Origin of the sequence: Paenibacillus thalictri (assembly GCF_004307995.1) — a bacterium.
GTDB lineage: Bacteria > Bacillota > Bacilli > Paenibacillales > NBRC-103111 > Paenibacillus_AF > Paenibacillus_AF thalictri.
On record NZ_SIRE01000025.1, the window covers coordinates 110,091 to 136,772 of the forward strand.

Annotated in this window: 20 protein-coding genes; 2 read left to right on the top strand and 18 right to left on the bottom strand. The window is 52.6% G+C overall.

The window, feature by feature from the left end; all coding sequences use genetic code 11:
• Nucleotides 1-77 precede the first annotated feature (77 nt).
• The 17 genes from EYB31_RS29915 to EYB31_RS29995 all read right to left on the bottom strand — a co-directional run bounded on the left by EYB31_RS29915 (nt 78) and on the right by EYB31_RS29995 (nt 21,668).
• On the bottom strand, nt 78-950 hold the full coding sequence (locus tag EYB31_RS29915; RefSeq protein WP_420819485.1) for a carbohydrate ABC transporter permease: 873 nt from the start codon (nt 948-950) through the stop codon (nt 78-80).
• Nucleotide 951: 1 nt separating this feature from the next.
• On the bottom strand, nt 952-1,893 hold the full coding sequence (locus tag EYB31_RS29920) for an ABC transporter permease (RefSeq protein ID WP_131017200.1): 942 nt from the start codon (nt 1,891-1,893) through the stop codon (nt 952-954).
• A gap of 159 nt (nt 1,894-2,052) precedes the next feature.
• Nucleotides 2,053-3,576, bottom strand: a complete 1,524-nt coding sequence (locus EYB31_RS29925; RefSeq protein ID WP_165452689.1) for an extracellular solute-binding protein — start codon at nt 3,574-3,576, stop codon at nt 2,053-2,055.
• Nucleotides 3,577-3,703: 127 nt separating this feature from the next.
• Nucleotides 3,704-5,971: a helix-turn-helix domain-containing protein gene (locus EYB31_RS29930; protein WP_131017161.1), complete on the bottom strand. Its 2,268-nt coding sequence runs from the start codon at nt 5,969-5,971 to the stop codon at nt 3,704-3,706.
• Between the two features lie 319 nt (nt 5,972-6,290).
• Nucleotides 6,291-7,037 (bottom strand): IclR family transcriptional regulator, encoded by a 747-nt coding sequence (locus tag EYB31_RS29935; protein ID WP_131017162.1) that lies wholly within the window; start codon nt 7,035-7,037, stop codon nt 6,291-6,293.
• A gap of 400 nt (nt 7,038-7,437) precedes the next feature.
• Complete coding sequence (locus tag EYB31_RS29940; RefSeq protein ID WP_131017163.1) at nt 7,438-8,577, bottom strand: ParB/RepB/Spo0J family partition protein; 1,140 nt, start codon at nt 8,575-8,577, stop codon at nt 7,438-7,440.
• A 248-nt stretch (nt 8,578-8,825) separates the two neighbouring features.
• Nucleotides 8,826-9,362 (bottom strand): GNAT family N-acetyltransferase, encoded by a 537-nt coding sequence (locus EYB31_RS29945; protein ID WP_131017164.1) that lies wholly within the window; start codon nt 9,360-9,362, stop codon nt 8,826-8,828.
• A gap of 201 nt (nt 9,363-9,563) precedes the next feature.
• Entirely contained in the window at nt 9,564-11,699 is a 2,136-nt protein-coding gene (locus EYB31_RS29950; RefSeq protein ID WP_165452690.1) for an alpha-amylase family protein, read from the bottom strand.
• A 56-nt stretch (nt 11,700-11,755) separates the two neighbouring features.
• Nucleotides 11,756-12,625 carry an aldo/keto reductase gene (locus EYB31_RS29955; protein ID WP_131017166.1) on the bottom strand — a complete coding sequence of 290 codons (870 nt, stop codon included), beginning with the start codon at nt 12,623-12,625 and terminating at the stop codon, nt 11,756-11,758.
• Nucleotides 12,626-13,624, bottom strand: a complete 999-nt coding sequence (locus EYB31_RS29960) for an amidohydrolase family protein (RefSeq protein WP_131017167.1) — start codon at nt 13,622-13,624, stop codon at nt 12,626-12,628.
• A 76-nt stretch (nt 13,625-13,700) separates the two neighbouring features.
• On the bottom strand, nt 13,701-14,573 hold the full coding sequence (locus EYB31_RS29965; protein WP_165452691.1) for a carbohydrate ABC transporter permease: 873 nt from the start codon (nt 14,571-14,573) through the stop codon (nt 13,701-13,703).
• 46 nt (nt 14,574-14,619) lie between these two features.
• Nucleotides 14,620-15,489, bottom strand: coding sequence for a carbohydrate ABC transporter permease (locus tag EYB31_RS29970; protein WP_131017169.1), 870 nt, complete (start codon nt 15,487-15,489; stop codon nt 14,620-14,622).
• A gap of 91 nt (nt 15,490-15,580) precedes the next feature.
• Nucleotides 15,581-16,945 carry an ABC transporter substrate-binding protein gene (locus EYB31_RS29975; protein ID WP_131017170.1) on the bottom strand — a complete coding sequence of 455 codons (1,365 nt, stop codon included), beginning with the start codon at nt 16,943-16,945 and terminating at the stop codon, nt 15,581-15,583.
• A gap of 475 nt (nt 16,946-17,420) precedes the next feature.
• Nucleotides 17,421-19,115: an extracellular solute-binding protein gene (locus EYB31_RS29980; RefSeq protein WP_240763012.1), complete on the bottom strand. Its 1,695-nt coding sequence runs from the start codon at nt 19,113-19,115 to the stop codon at nt 17,421-17,423.
• 133 nt (nt 19,116-19,248) lie between these two features.
• Complete coding sequence (locus tag EYB31_RS29985; protein WP_131017171.1) at nt 19,249-20,130, bottom strand: carbohydrate ABC transporter permease; 882 nt, start codon at nt 20,128-20,130, stop codon at nt 19,249-19,251.
• Between the two features lie 12 nt (nt 20,131-20,142).
• Complete coding sequence (locus EYB31_RS29990) at nt 20,143-21,108, bottom strand: ABC transporter permease (protein WP_240763014.1); 966 nt, start codon at nt 21,106-21,108, stop codon at nt 20,143-20,145.
• A 44-nt stretch (nt 21,109-21,152) separates the two neighbouring features.
• A complete protein-coding gene (locus EYB31_RS29995; protein ID WP_131017172.1) occupies nt 21,153-21,668 on the bottom strand; it encodes a helix-turn-helix transcriptional regulator in 516 nt (171 codons plus the stop codon).
• Nucleotides 21,669-21,844: 176 nt separating this feature from the next.
• On the opposite strand from EYB31_RS29995, the gene EYB31_RS30000 reads away from it, so the two are divergent.
• Nucleotides 21,845-23,569 (top strand): sensor histidine kinase, encoded by a 1,725-nt coding sequence (locus EYB31_RS30000; RefSeq protein ID WP_165452692.1) that lies wholly within the window; start codon nt 21,845-21,847, stop codon nt 23,567-23,569.
• 108 nt (nt 23,570-23,677) lie between these two features.
• Nucleotides 23,678-25,318 carry a response regulator gene (locus EYB31_RS30005; protein ID WP_131017174.1) on the top strand — a complete coding sequence of 547 codons (1,641 nt, stop codon included), beginning with the start codon at nt 23,678-23,680 and terminating at the stop codon, nt 25,316-25,318.
• A 217-nt stretch (nt 25,319-25,535) separates the two neighbouring features.
• On the opposite strand, the gene EYB31_RS30010 is transcribed toward EYB31_RS30005, so the two are convergent.
• On the bottom strand, nt 25,536-26,543 hold the full coding sequence (locus EYB31_RS30010) for a Gfo/Idh/MocA family protein (RefSeq protein WP_131017175.1): 1,008 nt from the start codon (nt 26,541-26,543) through the stop codon (nt 25,536-25,538).
• Nucleotides 26,544-26,682: the final 139 nt, after the last annotated feature.

The following is a 26,682-nucleotide window of genomic DNA, read 5'->3' on the forward strand; positions in this document are numbered from 1 at the left end:
TTGGCTTATTTGCTTCTCCCTTCTCCCTTCTCCCTTTTCCCTTTTCCCTTTTCCCTCTTCCCTCTTGCCTCTAATCGTCACCCTTTAACGGAACCTAACAACACGCCTTGCGCAAAATGCTTTTGCAAAAAAGGATACACAAGCATGATCGGAATCGTCGATACAACGATAACCGCCATCTTGATCGTTTGGCCGGGCGGAACGACGTCGTTCCCCCCCGTGGACTCGAAGACACCCGAAGAGATAATGACGACCTGCCGCAGCAGCACCTGAATCGGCCATTTAGTGGAATCGTTAATAAACATAATGGCGTGAAAAAAAGTGTTCCAATGCATCACCGCGTAAAACAGCGAAAAGGTCGCGATCGCCGGGAGCGACAGCGGAAGCACGATACGAAACAACGTTTGCAGCTCGTTGCAGCCGTCGATTTTCGCCGATTCCTCAATGCCGTCGGGCAACTGCTGAAAGAAATTTTTTAAAATGATTAAATAAAATGGGCTGATCGCTACGGGAAGCATAAGCGACCACAATGAATCGAGCAGGCCGACCCCTTTGATCACAAGAAACAAAGGGATAATGCCGCCGCTGAACAGCATCGTGAACAGCACGCCCAACAGAATGGCACGCCTGTGCCGCAGATCGCGCCGAGCGAGCGGATAAGCCATCGTCACCGTAAAAAACAGATTTACCGCCGTACCGACAACCGTAATATATATGCTGATAAGCAGACTTGATACAAACGTGCCGGAGGAAAAAATAAACGTATACGCTTCCCAAGAAAACTGTGTCGGAAATAAAAGAAACGTTTTGTTCAAATATTCGTCCGGCGCAGCAAAAGATCCGGCGATAATGTACAGAAAAGGAATCGCCGCGATCAGTGCAAGAACAAACAGCGCACCGTACACCGCTGCATCGATGATCCGGTAAGACAACGATTTGGATTCGATCAAGCTAATACACCCCCTCTTCTCCAAGCCGCTTTGCTAAATAATTGGCGCCAGCCAGCATAACAAAACCGACAACCGACTTGAATAAACCTATCGCGGTGCTGTAGCTGTAACGCCCCTCCTGCAAGCCAAGCCGGTACACATACGTGTCGAACACCTCGCCGACCTCGCGGTTGGTTGCGTTGAGACTTAAAAAAATTTGTTCAAAGCCGGTATCCAGAAAGTTGCCCAGACGCAAGATTAGCAAGATCACAATGGTGCTGCGGATCGCGGGCAACGTGACATGCCAGAGCTGGCGGAACCGTCCGGCGCCGTCCATACGCGCCGCTTCATAAAGCTGGGGATCGACGCCGGCGATGGCGGCAAGAAAAATAATCGTGCCCCAGCCGGATTCCTTCCAGATGATCTCCGCCAGAATCATGCTCCTGAACCAGCCCGAGCTGGTCAGAAACGGGATTTTGTCCCAGCCTAGAGAAGCGATGATCTCATTGACCAGCCCGCCTTCCGTCGTAAAGAAAATATATGCGATCCCGATAACGATCACCCAAGATACAAAATGCGGCACATAAATCACCGTCTGCACCAACCGCTTATAAAGCATATGCCGGACTTCATGCAGCAGCAGCGCAACGATAATCGGCAGCGGAAAGTAAAACACGATATTGTAGATGGCCAAAATAAACGTATTGCCCAGCAGCATCGTGAAGGCGGGGTCCGTCACCAGCATTTCAAAATGCTCCAAGCCGACCCACGGGCTTCCCGTTACGCCGAGAAACGGCTGATAATCCATAAAGGCAATGAGGATGCCCCACATCGGCACATATTTAAACAAAACAAAATACACAATTCCGGGCAGCAGCAATACGTATAACCAACGGTTTTTCACGTAATAGCCGAACCGGGACGCTGCCGGTTTGACCGCTGCCGCAGAAACCGCCGTTTCCATAACTTGGCTCAAGCCGCTCCCTCCTTTCATGTCGCCCTGCCATTGATCCAGGAAAATTTACCGGGCAAATCTATCGGGCAAAGCCCACCCGACGGGCCTTGAATCAGGCGGGGCAAAGTCCTCCACGAATCCCCCGATCTTCAGCCAAGCTGAACGTGATCACTTGCGGTTGGCCTGAGCCGAGTCATATTGTTTCTGATATTCTTCTATCAATTGATCGCCGCGGTTGGTACGCCACTTCTCAATGGACGCTTTCCAGCCGTTGTCGTCAATCTCGCCAAGGATGTATTTTGTTCTGGCATCTTCGATGATTTTATCGTCCACAATCAGCTTGGATGTAAAAGGAAACGCCGGGTTGGACGTATACGTAATTTCCTTATCTTCCTGCGCTTTCGTAATACGTTCGTCAAGCGGCGTCAAACCAACGGCGGTGCGGTCAGTAATGCCGTCGGCCACCATGATCCAGCGCAGCGGAATCACCTCGTCGCTGAACAATTCGGGATTGATGATGACCGGCTTGCCGTTATCCATTTTGTAGTGCTTTCCTTCGATCCCGAGTTTAATCAGTGTCCTCATTTTGTCGTCCGCCAGCTTTTCGAAGAAATCGAGAATTTCTTTTAACGCCGCTTCGCTTTTTACACTGCTTTTCGGAAACATAAACACGCCGTTATATCCGCCGCCCGCCTGCTTGTAATATTTGCCGTCGGAGCTTTTGATTTTATAGATAAAATCCAGCTTCGCGTCCGGGTTGGCCTTCTGCAGCGGCGTATGCCATCCGTTGGAAAATTGCGCATACGCCCCGGCATATCCGCCGCCGCGGCTTTTGCCCAAATAATCCAGCATCTGGTTTTGCTTGGTTACGGGAAAATCCTGGTTGATCAGCTTCTCCTGGTAAAGCTTGCGCATAAAATCCATCGCTTGCTTATATTCATCCGACATAAACTCGGGTACCAGCTTGCCATTTTTAATGGACCAGCCGTTGGGACCGCCCATCCACACTTTGATTTGATTAAAAATACCGCTGCCGTCGTTTTCGATCACGCCAAACGTATCGTCTTTGCCGTTTTTATCCGGGTCCTTTTGTGTAAACGCCTTCATCATGGCGTATAGCTCATCGACGGTGGTCGGCGGTTTCATCCCCAAGTTATCGAGCCAATCCTTGCGGTAAATCAGCGCATTTTCGCTAAGATCGCGGGCGGACGGAATGCCGTACACTTTCCCGTTTTGCGACACGTTGTACAGACGAATGTCGCCTACCGCCTTGGAAATGTTCGGGTAATTTTTTAAGTAAGGGCCGATTTCCCAGAAAGCGCCCGACTTGACCGCAGCCACGATGTTGTCCGCCCGATCCCTGGAAACAAGCAGCACCTGGGGCACATTGCCGGAAGCCAGCGTTGTATTGACCTTCTCGTCATAAGAAGGACTTGGCGCCCAAATGATGTCCAGCTTCGTATGCGTGTAGTCTTCGACCACTTTAAAAGCTTCGGCGGCTTTGGTCGGCGGCTCCGTGCTGAAATATTTGAGCAGCAGACTGATCTTGAGCGGCTCGCTTTTTTTCTCTGCGGATATGGGCGCAGCCGCCGGTTTGTCGGCACTCGGAGCCCCCGCTTGGCACCCGGCTAAAAGCAGCGCTCCCCCCGTCAACAAAACAAACGTTTTTTTCATCATGACACGGTTTTTCATGAAACCCTTCCCTTCATTTGAAATCGGCAGGCACATCATCAGCTTATCCGGGAGCTCATTTATCCGTCATCAATCATCAGAGGGCCATCGGGCTCTTGATTTGCGTATCAATCCTTACAGTACCTGCTCAATCATTTCGGGACTGGAATTTTAAGCGGTATTCGGTGGGAGACATTGTTTCCATTTTGCGAAAATATCTGCTGAAATTTTGAATATTACTGTACTGCAGCCGCTCGGCGATTTGAGAGATCGACATTTCCGTGTACACAAGCCATTCCTTGGCCAGCTTAAGCCGATAATTCGCCACATAATCGCTAAAGCTGATTCCCGTCTCCTTACGGAACACCCTTTTGATATAATCAGGACTGTAATGAAGTTGGGCCGAGCACATTTCCAAGGAAATCGGCTGGTCATAGCGGGTTTCGATCAAGCGGATGACGTCGGCGGATATACTTTGGTATTGCGCGGCAATCCGCTCTTCATATTTCCGGCTCAGCGGCGTAAGCACGTGGCGTATAAACCAATATTCCGCCTCCTTCGCCGTCTTCAGTTCCGTAATCGCATTCTGCAGCGACTTGCCTTCCGTCGCGAAATTCAGCGCCGCCTCCGACGATCCGAGCACTTCGCGGGCAATATCCGTCATCACCAGCAGCAAAGCCAGCCGGACATCCCGGTGTGTCCGGTTACCCTCCGTCAAATCGCTTAGCAGCAGGCGCAAAGCCGCTTTCGCCGTCGTTTCGTCGCCCGACTTGATGGCTAAAACCAGCTCCCGCTTGTGCTCATCCACTCTTGCCGGCGGCTGACCACGCGAGGGCTCCAGGTCGTCGATGTAAAGCAAGGCTCCTCCTCCGACCCGCATACGGTATTTCAAAGCTTCCACACTTTCCATGTAAGCGTCAACACAACGGGACATAGCGAAAAAAATGCGGCTTAAGCCGATGCTGACGTTCAGCTGCAAAAACCGTCTTACTTGTTTCTGGATGTTTTGGGCGTCTTCAAATAACAGCTTCAGGAAAGTATCTTTCGAGGAATCGTCGAAACGCAATACAACAACAAGCGTATGCTGGTAGGAAAAACAGTGGTACATCCGGTTTTGGGGCACGGTCTCTTGAATGATATTGCCGATGGCGTACAGCAGCAGATGATGGTCCTGCTCGTTATAACGGGTATCCTCCAGAGTATCGATATCAATTACGGCGATGCACAGCTGTTTCCAATCCGCAGGCAGGCCGTACGACACGATGTTTTGCTCAATTTCCCGTTCATGCAGCTCGCCCTGAATCAACTCGATCAGAAACAGATCGCGCAGCTGCATGCTTTGCGATTTCATCCTGTGGTTCAGGTGTTCTTCCACATATTGAAGCGAACGGAACTCCTGCGCAATCGTCTCCAGCTCGTCGTAGGTCCTTTTTGCATCATTGCGTATTTTCAGACGCTGCACGGATTCATACAACTTGCGAACCGGTACGTAAAGCGTGCGGGTCATAATCAAGGAAACGATCGTCATGCAGAGAAACACCGCAATACACGCATAAAAAGCAAGCCATCCGATGCCCGCCGATTCCTTGGCCATTTGACTGCGGCTTACCGTCGTCGTGTATGTCCACTGAGTTAATGCCGACTTTCGGTAAAATAACCATTCTTCATCATCGGCAGAGCTTGCAATAACGCCTTTTGCATCTACGTCAAGTCCCGCCTTCACTTCGGCAAGCCGGCTTAATGAGTCTGCTCCGATAACTTCATCCGCGCGAACAATAGGCTGCAGCTTCGCATCGAAAACATGGAATTTGGCATGATCCGCCTGATCGTTCATCCACCGGTTGACATCGCCGGGCAGCATTTCCACCACCAGCAATCCTTCGGGTCTGCTGAAGGAATTTGGGATCGGATACGCAAACACGATTCTCTCGCGAGACGAATCAAACGGCGATTCTATACGGGTTACCGTCCACGGCTCCAGCTCTCGCAAGCGGCTGTACGGCTCAAATTGCCCGCTGCCCAGATTAAATCCGGTATTGTCGATCATCCAATTTCCCTTAAAGCCCAGCAGCACCACATTGCTCACCGGCAGGTCGATCGTCTGCAGCCGGTTCAAATCTTGTTCAAGCTCGCGAATCGCTGCAAAATCTTTATGCGAAAGCGATTCCCTTACCGCAAGCAGCATCCGCTGCGACTGGGCAAGCTGGAACACCTGCCGCTCCACGGATCGGAGCATACTTTCCGCACGCATCTGATACTGCTGCAATACCTGTTCATAAGCGGAGGTCGCCTGATGTTCCGCCATGGAGATCGATTTTAAATACGACAGCCAACCGAGCAGCGCGACGGAAAGAGCCGCAACACAGAAGTTCGCCAATACCAGCTTGAGCCAAAATGAAGGAAACTTCAGTCTCATTTTATTACCTCACCCCATGTTTATGCCGCTCTTGTCATATCATCGGTTCCATGTGAGAAAGACCCAAAGTAACGTATCGGTTGTCCATCGCTGCCAATAGTGCCGTGCAAAAGCTGTGACTTGATCGGGAGTGGAGGGATGAAATGCGGCCCAAAGTACATAAATCCCGAGCACGCGTCCCAGCGTCGCAAAGCGGTCGCTGAACCCGCGTCTCACCCAGCTGTATCAAGCGGACGAGCAAATGAGGAAAAGCTTCCGCTACTTGCCCCGCGTCACCCAGCTTCAGCAAGCCAGGCGAGCAAATGAGGAGAACCCGCGTTTATTTGTTCGTCTCGTCCAGCTTCATCAGTTGTGCGGCCGTATGTTGCAGTTCGATTGCGATATCCGCTGCTTGTGCGTCGGAATATACGGAATCGATCATTCCGACCCCGATCGCCGCCGTAATCCGGCCGTATGAAAATAAAGGGACGGCTATTCTGCGGATATGGGGAAAAATAACTCCCCTATCGTCGGAGTATCCTTGTTCCAACGCTTCGCTGATCAAATCGTCCAGGGCCGAACGGACGGGGATGTACTTTTGAAAGGAAGGGGACACTTGGGCGTTCTCAATTAAGTAACGGCGGTGCTGCTCTTTCTGATGCGCTAAAAACAAAAACCCCCACGGGTGAATCGTATAATCGGTCCGTCTCGATCCCACATCCTGCATAAACACGCCTTCCGGGAACACGACCTTATCCCGGCAAACCATGCTGCCGTATTCGAAGCTTATCCAAAGAGCGGTTAGTCCGAGCGTTTCGCTGAGCTGGCCAAGAACGGGTGCAATCACCGCATCAAAAGGGGAGACTTGCATGGCTGCTGCGGTTATTTTTTTCAATGCGGGTCCTAGCATATAACGCTGTTCATCATTTTTTTCCAAAAAATCTTGATCGGTTAACGTTTTTAAATACCGGCTCAAACTGGCAGGACTTAATTGAAGCTGATGCTTCAGTTGGATAAAACTCGCATCCCCCAGTTCGCCAATAACTCCCAATATTTGCAGTCCGCTTTCCAAACCGGGTGCTGACATTGATCCACCTGCTTTAGTATTGTATATGAAACTGTAATTTCATAATCGGTAATACATATAATATTTTATTTTGATGATCAAGCAGGAGTCAAGAAGTTTTTCCATAATTAACCTCAGCGTTTGCCTGACGCTGGATCGTTAATCTGACAACTTCGGGTTTAAAAAAGAGACGCAGCATAAAAAAAGATCTCAAATTCCGCATGTCAGTGGAATTTGAGATCTTTTGGCTCGATTTTCCGGGCGAACTCTCGTCTATACGAATATTTCGGAGCGTTCCTATAGACCGGTAAACACCGGTCGTACGAAGAGGACACTGAAAAAGTAGCTTAAGTGAGCGAAATCATGCTGGAGAAGCGCCAGTGTTCGCTTCTTCAGTTGCCTCCTTACGAAGAAGCGCTTATTACTTGCCCACGAGTTCCCTGACCCGCTTCCATTCGGCCAAATGTTTTTCCAAATTTTCGATCAGCGCATCTACACCGTGCTCGAAACTCGGGGTATCGCCGAGAGCGCTTTGAAACATTTCAGCCGGGAGCGGCTGATGGGTTGGAACGGCGGCCAGCATGTGCCGCAGCTGGTCTTCGATCGACGCCGCCGGCGGAGCAGCTGCTGCGGTCGCTGCGGCGGCCGGCGAAGCTGCAGCGGCGGGTGCCGCAGCGATGGCCGGTGCTGCAGCTTGCACGCCTGTCGCCTGCGCAGCTTGCACACCCGCCGGCGGCGCGGCTGGAGATGCCGCTGTGCCCGAAGCGGCCGTGGCCTCGGCCGACGCCTTCTTCGCTTTCTCCGCCTCCGCGGCTGCTTCTGCTTGCGCTTTCGCGGCTTTGGCCCGCTCGGCCCGGTTGTGCTCAAACACCGACCATGTCTCGATCAGCTCCCGTCCCGATTTGTACAGCAGCTTGCCTTTGGTATTGTCGGAAATGTCCTTATCCTTAAACAGGCGGGCAATCTTCTTAACGTCGCTAACAGGCAGCTCGTCCCGCGCTACGATCAGAGCAAGCGGGTCGCGATGCTCCAGCGGCAGATCCTTCAGCGGCTGGAGCTGGTCTTCCGTCAGCTTGTCCTTGCGGATTTCCACTCCGCTGACGATCAGCTTTTTGACGGCATTGCCGAACTTCAGCAAATCACATTTGTTTTTGATGTACGATTCCGGCTTGCCCAACTTGCTGGACAAATATTTCACCGAGCTGCTGAATTTCGAATCGTGCAGCAGCTTATGAAATGCTTCCGCCTCTTCGATGGGGGAGAAACCCTCGCGCGTCAAATTTTCCGCGATCTGCTCCAAATAAATTTCCATATCGTCCGTGGCCGTCGAGACGATGCAAGGAATCGTTTCGCGTCCGAGCATGCTGCTCGCTTTGTAACGCCGGTTCCCGTATATGATCTTATAACGGCCGCCCTGAACCGTCCTCACTTTGATCGGAGACAGCAGCCCCAGCTCCTCGATGCTCTTCATGAGTTCTTGAAGCGAGTCCTCGTCAAACTGATATCTTGGCTGGTCGGTATCTTCGTCGATTAATTTTAATGGAATATTAATAATTTCCAAAAACAATCCCCCGTTCTTCGTTTAATCCGTTTTCCTCTGAATGGATGCCCCGGACATCGGCTGCCGAAGGCGATATATGTATTATATAACACCAGCCCGGTCATGGGAATGTGAGTACGGTCCGATTTATTCGGAAGCAAATGCAGTCATCCTGCAAGACGAGCGGAATTGGCTTGCAGGCATATGCTGTTTCCGAAAGATCGGTATGAGCCATTCCGAAACATCAGGAATAGGGAAATCGCATGTATCTAATCGACGTTCCACTCGGAAGCAAGCAGTCCCATGAAATAAGTGTCATAATACCGCCCGCCGCTGAACCCGTGTTTCCTCAACTGACCTTCGACGGTAAAGCCGACTTTTTTGTATAAAGCCACAGCTTGATCGTTGATGCCCCGCGTCGTTAAGTAAATTTTGTTCAGCCGCAGCTGGCCAAACCCGATGCCGATCATTTGCCGCATCGCGCTGAATCCGTAACCGAGCCCTCTTGCCTCCGGCGACAGCAGGATGCCGATTCCCGCTCTGCCGTGCTCATATTCAATATGCTGCAAAAATATCCAGCCGATAAGCTCGCCGGCTTCGTTGTCGACAGCCAACACGAGATCGCCGTTTTGTCTTTTTTTATCGACATGTTGTACGGTCTGCTCGTAAGTAAGCGGCGTTCGGCCGACCATCTCGATGGAGACCGGATCGTTTAACCAGCGATGCAGCGCCGGGATATCTTTTATCTCGAACGCCCGCAGTTTCACCTGACCCTTGCCGCTGCGGCCATCGTTATCATGATTCATCAGATTTCCCCTCTTTCCGAAAGATTCGGTATGCTCCTATTGTATCAAATACCGTCTTAAGCAGGGTAGGCGGAAAAGTTTTTGGTGCTTGGAGCTGCCGAACCGCAACCCCTTAAATGAACTTATATATAGAAAAAAAACGCACCCGAATGCAGGGAGGCTCAAGCCCCATACCCGAAGTGCGTTTTCATGTTCCATCGCTTATTCTATTGTAAAATGCAGCGCCGCATACTCCTGAAGCCGCGGAATGGTGACCGATACCAGCAGTTCTCCGTCACCTGACGGCACGGCCGCGCCGCTGCACTGAATGTCCGATTCCTTATGCAAACAAGTAAACCCGGCGAGCCTTGTTCCTTTCAGCTTGATGTCCACCTGCACATCGTGCACCGGGATCGTCTGCAGCACCGGACGGCGCGGAGCCGCCGTCGTATTGACGGCATGCAGCACATACGATTTCGGATCGCCGCCGCTGCGGTTTAAACTCAAATGAACGCTTGCGGGGGCATTGGTCTTCACCGTATAGTCCCCCTGCAGCAAATAGTTCAGCGCTTTTTTTAGCAGTTCGCTGAAATCGTTGTGCCCGTGTTGCCATACGTTGCGGTCGACGCCATATGGGAAAAATACCGACTCTCCTTGCCCGAACCGGTTCAGCAGCAGGGTTGGATACTCCGTTTCGTAGCTTCTCAGCCAAGAGCGCTCCGGCGGCTGGGGAAAAATTTGCGGCACGTAAGTAACAGGAGCTTCCGCCGCTTGCGATGTCACCCGGACAAGCTGCTGCGGCCCCCAACTGGCCAGCAGCGACGTGTTCTCGAAACCGCGGGTGAGCGGATGTTCCCCCCGCACGTATTGGTAGCCCCATTGGGAGTTGTCTTTGACGATCCCGGTAAAAGCGCAGCCTAATACATCCCCGAGCGCGTAATCGTGACGCAGCGTGCCGTCCGTCTGCCGCAGCGACGTCTGGTGGGTCGCTATCAGCTTGCCGCCGGAGCGAACGTATTCGCGGATTATGTCCATCTCCCGATCGGACAAGCAAGCGGCGTTGGCCAAAATCAGCACCTTGGTGGCGGCCAGCGTTTCCCCGTTCAGCTTGTCGTCGGTCAGCAGCCTGTACTGCACGTGCATATCCGTCAGCACCTGCTCAAGCCCCATCATATGGGTCAAATACGCATCTTTGCTGCGGTCCGGATTGCCCAGCGCTGCATTGGTCGCCCGCGAGTACAACACGCTGACTTCCCCGGCCGTTTCCTGACCGCTCAGAACCTCCTCGTTCAGCTCCATAAACTCATAGATGTCGGCGCACAGCAGCGCATTCCGGCGGTCGTACGTTTTGCCCGGGTGTTGTCCGTTAAACACGCAGTTCCAGAAGGATCCGCCGGCGCTGATCGCCTCCCACATCCACAAACGCGTTTCCTGGGCGGCTGAAGAAATGTACCTCAGGTCGTTGTTGGTGCCGAGGTGGCCAAACAGCATCACCGGTGTTTTGTCCGGAGACAAGCTTTTCAAAAATTTAATCAGCGTAGACGGCCCGTTCATCGGTTCATGATTGGCGGTAAACAGCGGGGTGACAAGAAAATCGAAATGGTCCTTGATCGCGTACAGGTCGTGTCCGTTCGCCTTAAACCGGTCGTGATACAACCCGAAAATTTCCGCCGCATACGCCTTGTCTTCACCGTATTTTTTGACGACGGCACGGCAGTCGCGCAGATGCTCCATCACGCAGTCCGCTTTCCACTGCCGGTATTCGTCGTAGCTGCTGTCCATAAATTGCCCGCCGCGCGGCAGCTCCTTGCCGACCTCCCGGAAATAGCGGTCGGAGCAGCGTTTGCAGTAGCATATCCCGTCTTGGGTATACGAGTTTTCCCAGATGCCGTCGATATCGTAATGCTCGAATAAGTAGTCGATAAACCGGTATGCATGCTCGTTACGGTAGACGCTTTGATAACACGGCTGAAAAATCGCGGAGTGCAGCGGATTGTCCCTGATTTTCGGGTCGCCCTGCTCATTCATGCTGAACCAGTCGGGGCGAAGCTCGTATATTTTTTTATCAACCCCGCGAAAATCGACGCGTACGACAACCTTCATGCCTTTTTCGTGGCACGCTTCGGTCAAATCCTTCAGCACGTCTTCGCTCGTCATAAACGGATTCGGATTGGCGGTAACCAAGTCGTGCCGGAAAAAATCGACGATGCCCCCGCCGTTAATAATGATGCAGTTGGCGTGAATTTGTTCCATATAAGCGGCCACCGAACGGGCGTCGTAGTTCACGACATCCGGTTCGCGCAGCACGGTTTGCAAAATGCGCAGCTGTTTTTCATACCATTGTTTCGGTTGCGACATATCAAGTACCTCCATTTGCTGCTTTATGTTTTTTTTAATCCGGCGATCAAGACGGCTCAAACGTAACGGCTGTGCAGCTCGTCCAGATTGATGCGCCCCTCCAGATCATCGGCGATCGCTGTGTTTTTCCGTACGATGTCGGCGTCCCTCATGCCCATTAACGCAACGTCAACATACGGATTGGACAGCACAAAATGGATTAATGCCGGAGTGTAGTCGAACGTATTGGCCGGATTGACCATTTGAATCCAGCGCTGAAACGTGCCCGACGTCGGCGTTCTCATCGTAATAATGCCCATGCCCGCTTTCTCCGCTTCCAGCAAACTGCCGAACGGGCGGCTTGGCTCATAGCTGTGCTGAAAAATAAAGTTGTAGCAAATCTGCATCGTATCAAACATCCCGCTGCGGATGAAGCGGTAAACGGAATCGTTATTGTCTTCGCTCGTAAAACCGATGTATTTTGCAAGCCCTTCCTGCTTCAATCGAAGCATTTCCTCCGCCATCCCGCCTGTCCCCAAAATGTCATCCGCCTGCTCCTGCGTATACGAATTGCCGTGAATTTGCAGCAGCTCAATCCGATCCCGGCGCAGCCGCTTCAGACTGAGTTCAACCGTTTCCCGCAGCGACGCACGCTCTCCGTAACTTACCTTAGTGGCGATAAAAAGCGGATGGGAGCCGCTTTCCTTAACCCCCTCCAGTGCCGCGCCCATAATGTCCTCGCTTTGGCCGTTGCCGTAACCCGGTGCCGTATCATAGTAATTGATCCCGGAAGCAAGCGCCGTTTCGATCGACTCGAACAATTTTTTACGGTCAGCCGGATCTTCCGGGTCAAACGTATGCAAATAGTTTTTCAAACCAGCCGCCGCCCCGCCATAACCGATGCGGCTGACTTGTTGACCGGTTTCACCTAGTACTGTGTATTCCATTTACCTGCCTCCTCTTGCAGCTGATTCATCCACCGCTTTAAGCAAAAACTCCGCCATCGACATGCCTTGCGCAAACTCCTCCGAACGGATATATCTATCCAGCAGCCTGCCGTACTGCTGAACGGGAATTTCCCATCCGCGCGGGAAAAAGGGGACATTCCGCTCGCGTTCGAACTGCCGCTCGATCCACTCGGGAATGGCGGTCTCCGCCACTTTCGGCATTGGCGGCTCTGCAAACAACAGCTCGCGTACGTTGGTTCCGGCAATACGCGCGAACTGCTCATCGCTGCAAGCGCCGAGCAGTTCTCTGAACATGCCGACCGCCGCTTCGGCCCGCTCGTTGCGCCAGAACAGCACAGGATATTCGCTGCCCCACATCAGGTGTTCCGGCCCGCACTGCTCCAGCGCGTATTCGACCCACGGCTTGTATGGCTCGTGCGGATATTCCGAACCGCACATGCCGAGATTGCGGACCAAGATACCGCAAAAGCGCGGATGGTTCATTAGCTCGGCAATAGGGCCGCCGGAGCGCTCGGGGTCGCCGGGGACGAAATCCCCGTACATAAAATGCGGGGCCGCCAGTCTTGCCTGCGGATATTCCTCCAGCCACTGCAAATACAATGCCGCGAGGCGCTGGCTGCGGCAGCTGTCGATGCCGTACGCCCAGCGTCCTCTGCGGCCGATTTCGGCCAGCAACGCGGGGTTGTCCGCGGCTTCGCGCTGATCGAGCCGGATGCCAAGCGCCCCGGCATCCATCTGCAGCTTGACGGCGGCAAGCCGCTGCTCCGGCGTTTCGCCGAACGGGATGCCAATGCCGCGCAGCCGTCCGGGGTAAACGCGGGCCGCTTCCATCAGCGTGGCGATGTCGGGGACACGCGGCCCCAGCACCGCGGCGGCATGCCGGATGTCATGAACGTCCATATAGCGGATCAGCTGCGCAAGCGACCCAAAGCGCGGCAAACCGACATGGGCGTAAGCGTCGGAAACGTTCCATTGCATGGGGGCTCATCTCCTTTTAATTTAAAATGAAACAGTACGCTGTAAGCTTATGCGGGATTTTCCCCGGCATGACTTTCTAACCTTTGACGGCCCCAAGCGTCATGCCTTTGATCAATTGATCTTTAATGATCAAATAAAACACGATCATCGGCACAACGGCAAAAACAATCGAAGCGGACATCATCCCGTAGTTGATCCCATTCTCGTCCTTCGTAAAAGCGAGTGTGACGGACAACGTCCGGTAAGCTTTGTTCGTCAGCATAATAAGCGCCAGCAAATAATCGTTCCAGACCGCCACAAATGCCAAAATCAATACCGTCACGATCCCGTTCCGGCTCATCGGCACAGTGATGAGGGTGAACATTTTCCAGGTGCCGCAGCCGTCGATGATTGCCGATTCGTCCAGTTCGTGCGGGATGGCGCGCATAAACATCACAAGCAAAAACAGCGAAAGCGGCAGCTCGCCGACCACGTAGCTGAGCACAATCGAATATTTATAACCCAGCAGATGAAGGTCGTTAAACAGCTTGAAGACCATCGGCAGAACGGTAATGCCCGGCACAAAAATCGCTGCGGCAAAAAACATGTAGATGTACCCGCTTGCTTTAAAGCGAAACCGGGATAACGCAAACGAAGCGGGCAGCGCTACCGCGAGCAGCAATGCCAACGTCACAAACGTAATGCTGAGCGAATTGTAGAACGCTTTCGGAATGTTGGAAGCGGTAATGACTTTGGCATAATTGCTGAAGTCGAAGCTTTCCGGAATAAGCCGGATGCTTGTCAATATTTGATCCGTATTGCGGAACGAATTGCTGGCGATCCACACCAGGGGCAGCAGCGTAAATACGGAATGCGCAATCAGCACCGCATATTTTACGGCAACACCCAGCATTCCCGAGAAAGATCGGGAGGACCGCCGTACCTTTTCCTTGGACGCCGCGATTTCCATAAACTGCGCACCTCCTTTGCCTCTTAAGCTCATCTAGGCTTTGCGGCTACTCTTTCACGCTCGTTAACTTGCGGAACAACACGGTAACGATGAAGGAAAACAGAAATATCGCAAACGCGATCGCCGTGCCGTAGCCGTATTTCAAACTAACAAAAATCGTATCGTACATATAAGTGGCCGGCACCTGCGTGGACGTTCCGGGTCCCCCCTTGGTCATAATAAACACGTAGTCGAAATTTTTAATCGCCCCGGTAATCGCAAGGATGATGCAAATTTGCAAAATCGGCCAGACGAGCGGAACCGTAATCCGCGTAAACAGCACCCATGCCGTGGCCCCGTCGATTGTCGCCGACTCGTAAATTTCCTCCGATATGTTTTGCATCCCCGCCAGCAAAATAATGAAAAAATAACCGATCGTATGCCAAATCGGAGCGGCGATCACCGCGTAAAAAGCTGTCGTTTTATCCCCCAGCCACGTTCGGGCCAGCTGGCCCAGGCCGATCTGACGAAGCACGCTGTTCAAAAGCCCTGCGTCCAGGTCGTAGATCAGCGTAAACATCAGCGCAATCGCGGCCGTCGAGATGACAACCGGCATAAAAAAGGCCGACGAGAAAAACTTCGAACCGCGCACCGGCCTGCGCAGCATGGAAGCAAGCACAAGCCCCGAGCCGACTTTAAGCAAAATGGCGAGCAGCGCCCATATCAGCACTTTGCCGATACCGCCGATAAATGTCGGGTCACTCGCCAGATTTACATAGTTTTTTATGCCGACATAGGTGATTTTGCCGAATCCGTTCCAGTCGAAAAAACTGTAATAAAACGTCTTTAAGAACGGAACGATGAAAAACGTGCAATATAAAGCGAGGGCCGGCAGCAAATACAAAACAATGACGTGACGATATTTGAGCTGTCCCATCGGTCAGTCCCTCCCTGCCGGACGGCGTTTGTGAATTGGTTTGGATAAGCTCCGCAACAGCGGAGGGGGATTCGTCATCCCCCGGTCCCGGCTATTTCGCCGCTTTCGGATTAAAAATTTTATCCATTTCCTGAACGAATTTGTCCGCTTTGATTTCTCCCGCCAAAAAGGAGCTGATAAGCGGTTCGAATTTGGCCCGCTGATCCGGTGTCATATAAGAAGGAAGCCACTTGTTGCCGGGCGCCGATTGCGCGAGCTTCAGCCCTTCGGTGGCCAGCCGGCCGAATTTTTGCGGGTCGATATTTGCACCCAGCTGCGGCACGGTCTGCTGCCCTTTTTCCGCATATATTTTAGCCTGCTCTCGCGAGGCGAACCGCTTCACCAGCTCTTCCAGAAACGGACGTTTGTCCTTGTCGCTCCAGCCTTTGGAGCCCAGGTAAAACAGTTGGGTCAAGTCCTTCTCGTAATTTTGCGTTTTCTGCGCGCCGCCCGGAATCAGCGGAAATTTTATCTGTACAAGCTTATCTTGAACTTCCGGTTTGATGCTCGACATGGACGACGAGTTGTCGATAAACATCGCCGCTTTGCCGGTATTCAGATATTTCGATACCGCCACATCGCCCGCGATCGCAATCGCGTCTTCGGGCACATTGCCCACCAGCAAATCCTGCAGCATCTGAGCCGCCTTCTGCGTATCCGGATTGTTGAACGGCTCTTTGCCCAAAATGATATCGCGCATCCGGTCGTTGCCCAGCACATTGCTGAACACGTAATCAAACGTGCGCACCCCTTGGCTGTCACCTTTGACACTGATGCCAAACGGCAGCACGCCTTTGGCCTTCAGCCCTTTGACCGCCGACATCCATTCGTCCCATGTGCTCGGAATCGCGATGCCTGCATTGTCGAACACTTCTTTATTGGCATAAATTGCGGTGTAAAACATCGTCCCCGGGATGCCGTACGTTTTGCCGTCCAAGGTCGCTGTTTTCCAGGCGCTTTCGTCGAATAACTCCTTAAAAAACGGATCGGATTTTACCCAGTCGCTCAAGTCTGCAACTTTGCCCGCTCGGGCAATTTCGTCTAGGCCGAATCCGGGATCAAGCCGCCAGTAGTTGAACATATCGGGAATCCGGTCGCTGACGGCATCCAGCTTGATTTTCGTAATATGGTCGTTGCCCGGCGTTTCCTCGACTTCAATCGTTACATTCGGATAATCCTTGCGGAATTGGTCGAGTGTGTCCTTCACGATTTGCGTCATCGGACTTGTGCCGGTCCAGTTTGTGGCGAATCGCAAGGTTACTTTCTTGTCTTTGCTTGGGCCCGAGGCGGTACTCGTCTGGGCAGACGGTGCCGATCCAGCTTGCGAACCTGCGGGCTTGCCCGTTTCTCCGGACGGCGAGCAGCCGGCGGCTGCGGTAAGGCTTAACGCCAGTGCGATGGTTAATGTTTTTTTCATAGTTATCCCTCCTTGTGAGAAATCGCCCCCTCAATCCCCCCGCCGGGGGACCCCAGGCGCTGCGCCCTGGACCCGCCACGGTAGAGCGGCGGTGTGCCTCGGGTCCCGCGTTTGTCGCGCCTTGTCTTCGCATTCGCTCGACTTGGGCGTGACACGCTCTACTGCGGCGCGGTAACGCGGGGCGCGGCGGTGTGCCTCGGGTCCCGCGTTGGTCGCGCCTTGTCTTCGCATTCGCTCGACTTGGGCGTGACACGCTCTACTGCGGCGCGATGACGCAGGGCGGGACTATGTGCCCCGGGCCCCGCGTTGGTCGCGCCTTGTCTTCGCATTCGCTCGACTTGGGCGTGACACGCTCTACTGCGGCGCGGTGACGCGGGGCGCGGCGGTGTGCCTCTTGCTCGCACCTTGTTGCGCCTTGCTTTCGCTTCGCTTAGCAGCGTCGCAACTGCGCTTAAGTCTCCACTACCCTGCATCTCTATTTCTTCTTAACGCTTTTGTACCAATCATTGACTTCCTGCGTGATGGCGCTGCCGCCGGAAGATTCCCAGCTCTTGACGAATTTGTCGAATTCATCGAGCGGTGCTTCGCCATAGATGATTTTGGCGAAAGTGTCCTTTTCCAGCGTCTTCAAGTTGTCTCCTCTCGATTTCATCGTTTTGGTCGGAGGCGCGGTGAAGTTTTCGCGGTACGACGTATTTTTCAGCTCCAGATTAACCGTCGCTGCCTGCAGTCTCGGCGCATCGGCAATCAGGCTCGACCTAACCTCGAACTGGTTGGTCGGGCCGTTGCCTTTAGCCAGGTTGGCGTAAGCTTCCATCTGCGACGAAGGGATACGCGCCGCTTCGAAGGTGAGCGTATACTTTTGCGGAATGACGCGGCCGCCGGGGATTTTGTTCGTATCGGCCGTCGGTTTGCCGTCGACTATCGCGTAGTCGTAGCCTTCCTTGAACTGGTACTGGAACTCGTCGCCTTTTTGCGGCCAAGCAAAGTGCTCGAACAAATAGTTCTCGTAGACAAAGAAAGCTTCAGGATGTTTGGCGTTTTTGTTGATCAGCACGGCGCCGCTGAAATTCAGATTGCCTTTACGGCCTTGTTTGCCGTCAGGTCCCTTCGGGATCGCATACGCTTTGAATTTTGCTCCCGGCACGTTTTTTTGCAGATCGGCCAGCGGGAACAGTGTCATCCAGTGCGGGCCGCCGATAATCCCAACTTTGCCGGAGGTAAACAATGAAGACGCTTTCGAATCGTCCTGCAGTGCGGCTTCCTTATGAATGTAACCTTTGTCCATCCATTCCTTCATCTTGCCGAGCGCCAGCTTCGCTCCCGGCTGCACCGAGCCGTACGCCAGTGTGCCGTCGGGCTGTTGGTTCCATATTTCCGCGACCGTGCCGTAAGCGCCGAACAGCCAACTCGCGCTTGCCATGCCCGCATTCAGCGAATCGCGGAAGCCGAAGGCCACGCCGTATGTATCTTTTTTGCCGTTGCCGTCCGGATCCTGGTTGACGAAGGCATCCATAATTTTTTCCAAATCGGCGATCGTTTCCGGCGCTTTCAAATTCAGCTTCTCCATCCAGTCTTCGCGAATGTACAAGATCGTATCGTCGTTCCATGAGTATTCCGGTATCGGAATGGCATAAGCGCCGTCGGAACGCATAAACGGATACCACATGGACGGGTCTTCGTTGACCGCCTTCTTGTACATCGGGGACGCATATTGCTCCCACAGTTTGCCGACTTCCATAAACTTGCCGGTATCGATCAGATCGTTGGCTAGCTGCGTATTGCGTACGGCGACAACATCCGGCATCTCCTCGTTCGCCGACAAAGCGAGGCGCAGTCTTGTTTCAAACGCTTTGTTCGCTTGCGGAGCGGTCCAGTTGTATTTCAGCTGGATGCCGAGGCGATCCATAGCCCACTTGGTGTGCACGTTGTTTTCCATCGTTTCGCCATTTTTAAACGTCGTCGAAGAAGTAATTTCGGCGATCGTCGACAGATCGATCGGCGGATCGTATTTGCCGTCTTTAAACGGCGCTGTATACTTAATGCCCTGCGATGGAGCGGCTCCGCTATCCGCTGACGGAATTTTGGGCGGCTCAGCGGGCTGTCGGCTGCAAGCTGCGGCAAGCAGACACGTCGATGCAAGCAGCAATGGCAGCGTTCTCTTTTTCAACAACGTTGTTCTCATCATCATCCCCCATTTCATATTTCACCATGAGTATATCAATCAGCATATATATTTTATATACAAAATTATCTATATCCATATCAATCTATCCAGCGATTCGCATAAGCGGCATCCGATATCATTCTTTCACCGAACCCATCACCAAACCTTTGACAAAATATTTTTGCAGAAACGGATATACGAGAAGAATCGGAACTGCTCCGATAAACATCTGCGACGCCCGGACCGTCTGTTCGTTAAGCTGCTCCATGTCTTCCGCACTGACATTCAGGCTGCTCATGTCGCGCTGCGCAATAATCGTCTGCAGGAAAGTAGCCAGCGGGTAATTGTGCGCTTTTGTCATATAAATCAAACCGTCAAACCATGAGTTCCATTGCCCCACCATCGTAAACAGCGATACCGTGGCGATAGCCGGCAGCGACAACGGCAAATATACGCTGACGACGGTCCGGAAATGCCCGGCTCCGTCCATATAAGCCGCCTCTTCCAACGCTTTGGGCACACTGGTACGGAAAAAATTCAGCAGCAGAATCATGTTAAACACGTTCACCGCATGCGGCAAAATCAACGCCCACACCGTGTTCATCAACCCCAAATACTGCACAAGAATGTACGACGGAATCAGCCCGGCATGGAGCAGCATCGTAAAAACGAATGCCCACATATAAAAGGTTCTGCCCCGAAATTCGCGGTTATCCTTCGACAAGGCGTAGGCGGCCAGCGTAATGAGCAGCATCGACAGCAGCGTGCCGGTAACCGTCCGGAAAATCCCGTTCCACAGCGCCCGTAAGAAATTGTCGTTGCCGAGCGTTTTTACATACGAATCCAAAGTAAAGCCGATCGGCCATATGCCGACCATATTGGCGCTGGCCGGAGCCGGACTGCTGAAGGACACAGCAAGCATATGCACAAGCGGCAGCAGGCACAACACGCCGAGAAGTCCCATAAACACATAGTTGGCGACAGTAAACATTTTGTAAGAAACCGATGAGTAGTGCATTCTTCTTCTCCCCTAGAAAATCCGGTAGTTGGCAAATACGTAAGCCATCCGGTACGCGATCATAATGAGAATAAAACTGACGACCGATTTAAACATGCCGACGGCCGTCCCAAAGCTGTAATCTCCGCTGAGCAAACCGACGCGGTACACATAAGTGTCGATAATATCACCCTTGTTGTACACAAGCGGATTGTACAAGTTAAATATTTGGTCAAACCCCGCGTTTAAAATATTCCCCAACGAAAGCGTGCCCACAACAATCGTAATCGGCAGCAGGCCGGGAATCGTAATGTACAAAGTTTGCTTGAACCGGTTGCAGCCGTCGATCACGGCCGCCTCGTACAAGCTTGGGTCGATGCCTGCCAGCGCCGCCAAAAAGATGACCGCCGAAAAGCCGAAATCTTTCCAGATGTCGCTGACTATGACCGTAAACCGGAACCAATCGCCGTTGCCCAGAAAAAACACCGGTTTTATGCCGAATAAACCAAGTACTTGATTAACCATCCCGCCGTCCGTAGACAAAATATCGAGCAGGACCCCCCCGAGAATGACCCACGACAAAAAATGCGGCAAATACACCATTGTTTGAACGGTCCTTTTGTAACCGATTACACGAATTTCGTTTAACAGCAGCGCAAACAGAAACGGGATTGTCAAATGAAATACGATCTTTAAACCGGCGATGGTCAGCGTGTTGGCGATCACTTGCCGGGATTGCGGGAAATCCCACATTTTGCTGAATTGATCCAAGCCGACAAACGGCGAATTCATAAAGCCCAGCCATGGCTTAAACTGTTGAAAAGCCATGACAAGCCCCGGCAGCGGCCCGTATTGAAACAGCACAACAACAAGAAAAGCGGGCAGCACCATCATATGAAGCGGCCAATTGCGGGCCAAATTCCATTTTGCCGCCGTCGTTGTTTTTTTTCCTCCATGGGCCAGCGATTCGTCGTGTGTCAACTGCTGTGCAGTGTCCATCCTTAACCTTCTCCTTATACATAATGTAATTGCAGCCGTTCGGACTATCGGAGCGCTCTTTCCCTGAACTGCTGCGGGGTCATCTCGAACCGCTCCTTAAACAATCTGATGAAATACGACGTATGATGATAGCCCAGATGCTGTGCGATTTCGTATACCTTTTTCCGGCTGTGGCGCAGATCGTAGGCCGCTTGCTCCATCTTCAGACGATGCACGTATTCGCTTAACCCCTCCCCGGTTTCATTCTTATATAACCAGGACACGTATTTCGGGTGAAGATGCACCTTGTCGGACAGCAGCTGCAGCGAAACATCCTCATGCAGATGCTGCTTTACGATTTGCTGGATGTGATGCACGATTTCATGTTTGTGCGGCGGTGCAAGCCGCTCCCTTTCCGGCATCCGTTCTTCTTTCAGCCTGCGCAGCAGAGCGAATGCCCAAGCTGATTCCGTGAGTCTGAGTTCAGCTTCCTCCCAGCGCCGTTCTTCCAGCAGCTGAGCGATTGCGGTCAATTCGCTCAGAACGGGCAGGAGCAAGCTGGATTCCGCTTCCGAGATCAAGAAGTTCCCCCCCTTTGCATCATTTTCTTAATCATAGTTCGAATGAACACAACTGCATATATTCTCCTTTTTGGATTCGTGTGCTAATTTTAATCAATTCATGTGCCAATCTATGCCGTCTGCGGACGTTCATGGTAAAATGGGAGCAACCTTGCCAGGCCGGGAGTGAACCCTTCATGCCGTTTCGAATGAGAATTTTCAACAAAATCGTCATCCTGGTGTTTGTGCTGCTGATCCCTGTTATGATCCTGTATGGTTATTCCAATCATACAAGCGTGCAGGTCATTCAGAACGAAATCGAAGATTCGAACATGAGGCAGCTTAATTTCTTTCTTAGCCAAGTTGAAAATTCAGCCAAGCAGCTCGCCCTCCATTCGGTCACTTTGATTAATGAAAGCGGTATCCGCGAAATGCCGCAGCTCGATCAGAACGGCAGCTTTGTCTCCGTGCTGAAAGCCAAGAAGCTGATTGAAGAGAAGCTGTCGTTATACAGTACCTCAAGCGCTTGGCAAAATAACATCTCGGTTTTCTCGCCCGTATCCAACACCTCTTTATCGACGTATCCCGTGATCGATTATAAAATGCCTCAGCTGCAGGAAAACATGATTACCAGATGGACGTTTCAAAAAAAAGACAGCAGCGCGAAAGACGACCGTTTTTCCTGGTATACGGTGGATCCGCCCAGCGCCAGAAGCGACTTGGCGGCGGCCAACCTGATCGTGGAAACAAGCTATTCCACGGAAAATTTAAAAAACATGCTGGACGAATTGATGAGCACCCGCAAAGGCAACCCTTTTTTCTATAAAGAGGGGTACGAGCCGATCGTCAATCGCAAAGGTAATCCCGAACATGTTGCCGAGCTGATTCGTTATTTCGCTTCCCATTCGCCGGGCGGCGCCGGCGGTCATATGCAGGTGGCGATCGCCGGAAAACCGTATTTGGTCAGTTCCGTATTATCCAAGGAGCTCGGCTGGACATTGGTCGATTTTGTGCCGCTTGACGAAGTGCTCTCTCCGATGTACAAGAGCGGTTATTTGTTTTATACGGTCATCAGCATCCTGTTCATTCTCGGCACCGCCATTTCCTTTGTGATTTACCGCAATGTGCAGATGCCGATCCGCGAGCTGATCAATAACGTGCAAAAGCTGAAACGTGGCGATTACTCCGCCCGGCTTTCCAAACTGCCCAAAAACGAGTTTCACTTTCTGTTCACCCGCTTTAACGAGATGGCGGCAGAAATCCAGGACCTAATCGAAAAGGTGTACGCCGAAAAGCTGCGTTCCCGCGAAGCCACCTTAAAGCAGCTGCAGTCGCAAATCAATCCGCACTTTTTTTACAACTGCCTGTTTTTTATCGTCAGCATGTCCCGGCTTGGCGAGAACAAAGCGGTGGAAGCGATGGCGACCAATCTGGGCGACTACTACCGTTACACGACCAGGGTGGAAAATCAGGCATCCACTTTAAGAGAAGAGCTCGGACTGGTGCGGAACTATTTGACGATCCAGCAGCTGCGCCAGCAAATCCATTACACGATAGCCATCCCCGAAGAAATGCTGGATCTGCCGATCCCCCGCTTGCTTTTGCAGCCGCTTGTGGAAAATGCAATCATTCACGGCCTTGAGCCATTGGATGAAGACGGCATGATCGCCATCGAAGGTGAGCCGAGCGGGAACGGCTTCCGCATTACGGTCGAAGACAGCGGCGTCGGGCTGGCAGAAGGGCGGCTGCAAGAGCTGCGTGGCAAAATATGCGAACCGCTGACTGAAGAAATGGGCTGCGGGCTCTGGAACGTGCATCAGCGTGTGGTTCATATGTTCGGAGAAGGCTCGGGACTGGAGCTTCGGCATTCCGCACTCGGAGGGATGAAAGCCGTCATCTCCGTCCCCCTCAATTCCCCTTAAGGGGGAAATTCCATGCTGTGTACCCTGAACCCGTCATGATGGCGTGTCTATGCGCCTCACCTCGGGCCGGTGCCATTGACTTTATGAAAGAAAGGATTGCCACAAACCATGTTTGAGCTATTGATCGTTGATGACGAAAAATTTGTCGTTCATAACCTGGCGACAACATATCCTTGGGAGGAGCTTGGCATTACCGCCGTACACACGGCTTATTCGGCCAAAGAAGCGCTGCAGCTCATCCAATATGAGAATATTCATATCGTCATAACGGACATTCGGATGCCGGGCATCTCCGGCCTGGAGCTGATCGAGAAAATCCGCGCCCTCTCCGGCAAAACAAAATGCATTCTGCTCTCCGGACATTCCGATTTCAGCTATGCCCAGCAGGCGGTCTCCTCCGGAGTTGTTGCGTATTTGCTGAAGCCGGTCAAAGAAGACGAGCTGCTGCACACGGTACGCATAGCCATCGAACAGATTGAAGCCGCATGGAACGAGATTGTCTCCCAGCAGCGAACGCTGTATACGCTCAGCGAACATTTGCCGCAGCTGCGCGGAGCGCTTTTGAATGACCTGCTGCAGGGCAAATACATCCCGCCCCAAACGCTCGACAAAAAGCTGCTTATGTACAAGCTGCAGGCAAAGCGGGATCAGCAGTTTGTGATGATGTTTGTGCGCATGGAGCAAGGATTCAGCAGCTACGACGATTACAGCCGTTCCTTGCTGGAGTTTGCCATCACCAATATCGGCGAGGAAATTTTCGGCGAGCAGTTTTATTTATGGCAGTGCAAAGACATCTACGATTATCTGGTGTTTGTCATTATGCCCAAAACGGATCATGCCGCGAACCGCGTTCACGACGAGCAGATCAGCCGCAAAGTGCTGGAAAAGCTGTCGCTGCAGCTGCAGGACAGCGTTGTGCAGTATTTGAAAGGCAGCGTCTCGGTGCTGCTCAGCGATTGGGGGCGTTTTCCCGAACAAATCTATCCGTATTATCAAAACGCAATATCGATCATCCGCCGGCACCCGGAAAATGTGCAAGGTTTCTTCATCAGCTCGATTCACGATAATGAAAAGCAGCCGGCGGAGTTCCAGCCTCTGCGCAGCTTGTATCAGCCTCCGCTGCTTGTCCACTTGCTTGAAGCCGGACGCTGGGACGCGGCCGTTCAGAAGCTGCTCGACATTATCCGCGAGCTTAAGGGGAGAAAAAGCTACATCTACGAATACGTGCAAGAAACCGCCATGGCGCTCAGGGCGGCGGTCATGCAGACGGTGCATAAGCAGGGGCTGCCGCTTGAGCATCTCGCTGCTGCCGAACTGCTCGGCATGCCGGAGCACGAAGCCGCCCATTCGGTCGACAGTTTGGAAACATGGGGCAGCCGGCTCATCTTGTCGCTGCAGGAGCATGCGCTTAAGGAAGCCAAGGGCAGCCACCATTCCAGCGTGCAAAAAGCGCAGCAATTCGTCCACTCCAATCTGGAGCACGATATTTCCCTGCAATCGCTGGCCGACCACGTCTACCTGCACCCGGCTTATTTATCGAAAATTTTCAAGCTCGAAACCGGAGAAGGCGTCAGTGACTATATTTACCGGCTGCGGATGGAGAAAGCTTCGTATTTGCTGATCGAAACCAACGAGAAGATCCATGAAATATCCAAAAAGTCAGGTTACCCGAATCCCTCTCATTTCTCCCGCGTATTCAAAAAGTATTTCGATATGACGCCGGAAGAATACCGCAGCAAAGAAGTGTAGCCCGAAGTGTAATTGTCCGGCCATGCGGAGCAGGCCGTACCCGCTCTGTAAGCTCTTTGGCGGGTACGGCCTGCTGTTGTTTCTGCTGCTCCTATTCGCTTCTGTCGCTGCTGTTGCTCTTGTCTTACTTCGGCTCTACCGCCTGTTCATTCTCACGCAGCCGGCCCCTGGTCAGGCACCCGCCACCGGCGTCTCAGCTTCACGTTGCGCTCAGCGATTACAACGTCTGCTGCTGAACAGCCAGCAGACGTTCCATCTCCTCGACAAGCCGCATCGTCTGCACGGAGTCTTCAATATTCGGCTCCGGCTTACGGCCATCCATCACACATTGAATGAAATAGTGAAGCTCGTCTTCGTACCCGTGATAGGAGTAACGCGGATATACCCCCAGGCTGGGGTTCCATACAAGCGCATCCCCGCCTTCTACCAGCGCATACGTCTTGTACTGCTCTTTGCGCTGCCCCGGCGGACGGTTATATACAAGGCTTCTGACATTGTCGACGACTACGTTGCGGCGGTCTCCAAGCAGTTCCAGCCGTTCGATCGGATACAGCTCATCCAGCAGCGAGCCGGATTGGATCGTGCCGATGCCGCCCTGCTCCGAGCGGAACGAGATGGTATACCCGACTCTCCGGTCGTCAATGGCTACACGCTGCACTTGGGTCAGCGTAATTTCCCCCATCATAAACCGGGCCAAGTCGAGGTGGTGGATGACATGGTTGATTTTAAAAAACGCCTCGGACCGGTAAGGAGACGTGTTGAATTGCGACTGGTACATATAGATGCCGCCGAATTCGGGACGCTGCGAAATTTCCTTCGCCATCACATATGAAGTCATAAACCGGCGGTTAAATCCGACCATCGTCGTTTTGCCGGTGCTTTTCTGGATCTGCGCCAATTCCTCCGCTTCAACACTCGTTAAGCAGGGAGTTTTTTCCACGAAAATATGTAAACCTGACAGCATGGCCGCCTTGGCTACGTCATAATGAGCCGTTTCGTTAATGACGCAAATGACAGCGTCCAACGGTTCTTTGGCAAACATCTCCCGGTAGTCGGTATATTTGCCGGCAACGTTATAGTAATTTGCGAACCGCTCCAGCTTCGCTTCGTCCAGATCGCATACGGCCTGAATCGTAACCGGAGGCGCCCATTTTAAACAATGGGCTATAAATTCATACATATGATTACCGCAGCCGACAAGGCCGATTTTGAATGCGCTTTCCATAAAACCCCTCCGTCCGGATGTTATCGCCTATACGGCATGCCGGGAGTTTGCCGGCCGACCAATCGGGCGGCATCCGCCTGAATCCTGCCGGATCCGGCCGAAGTGCCGCCAAACGATCGCGAATGTCATCTGCAAACTC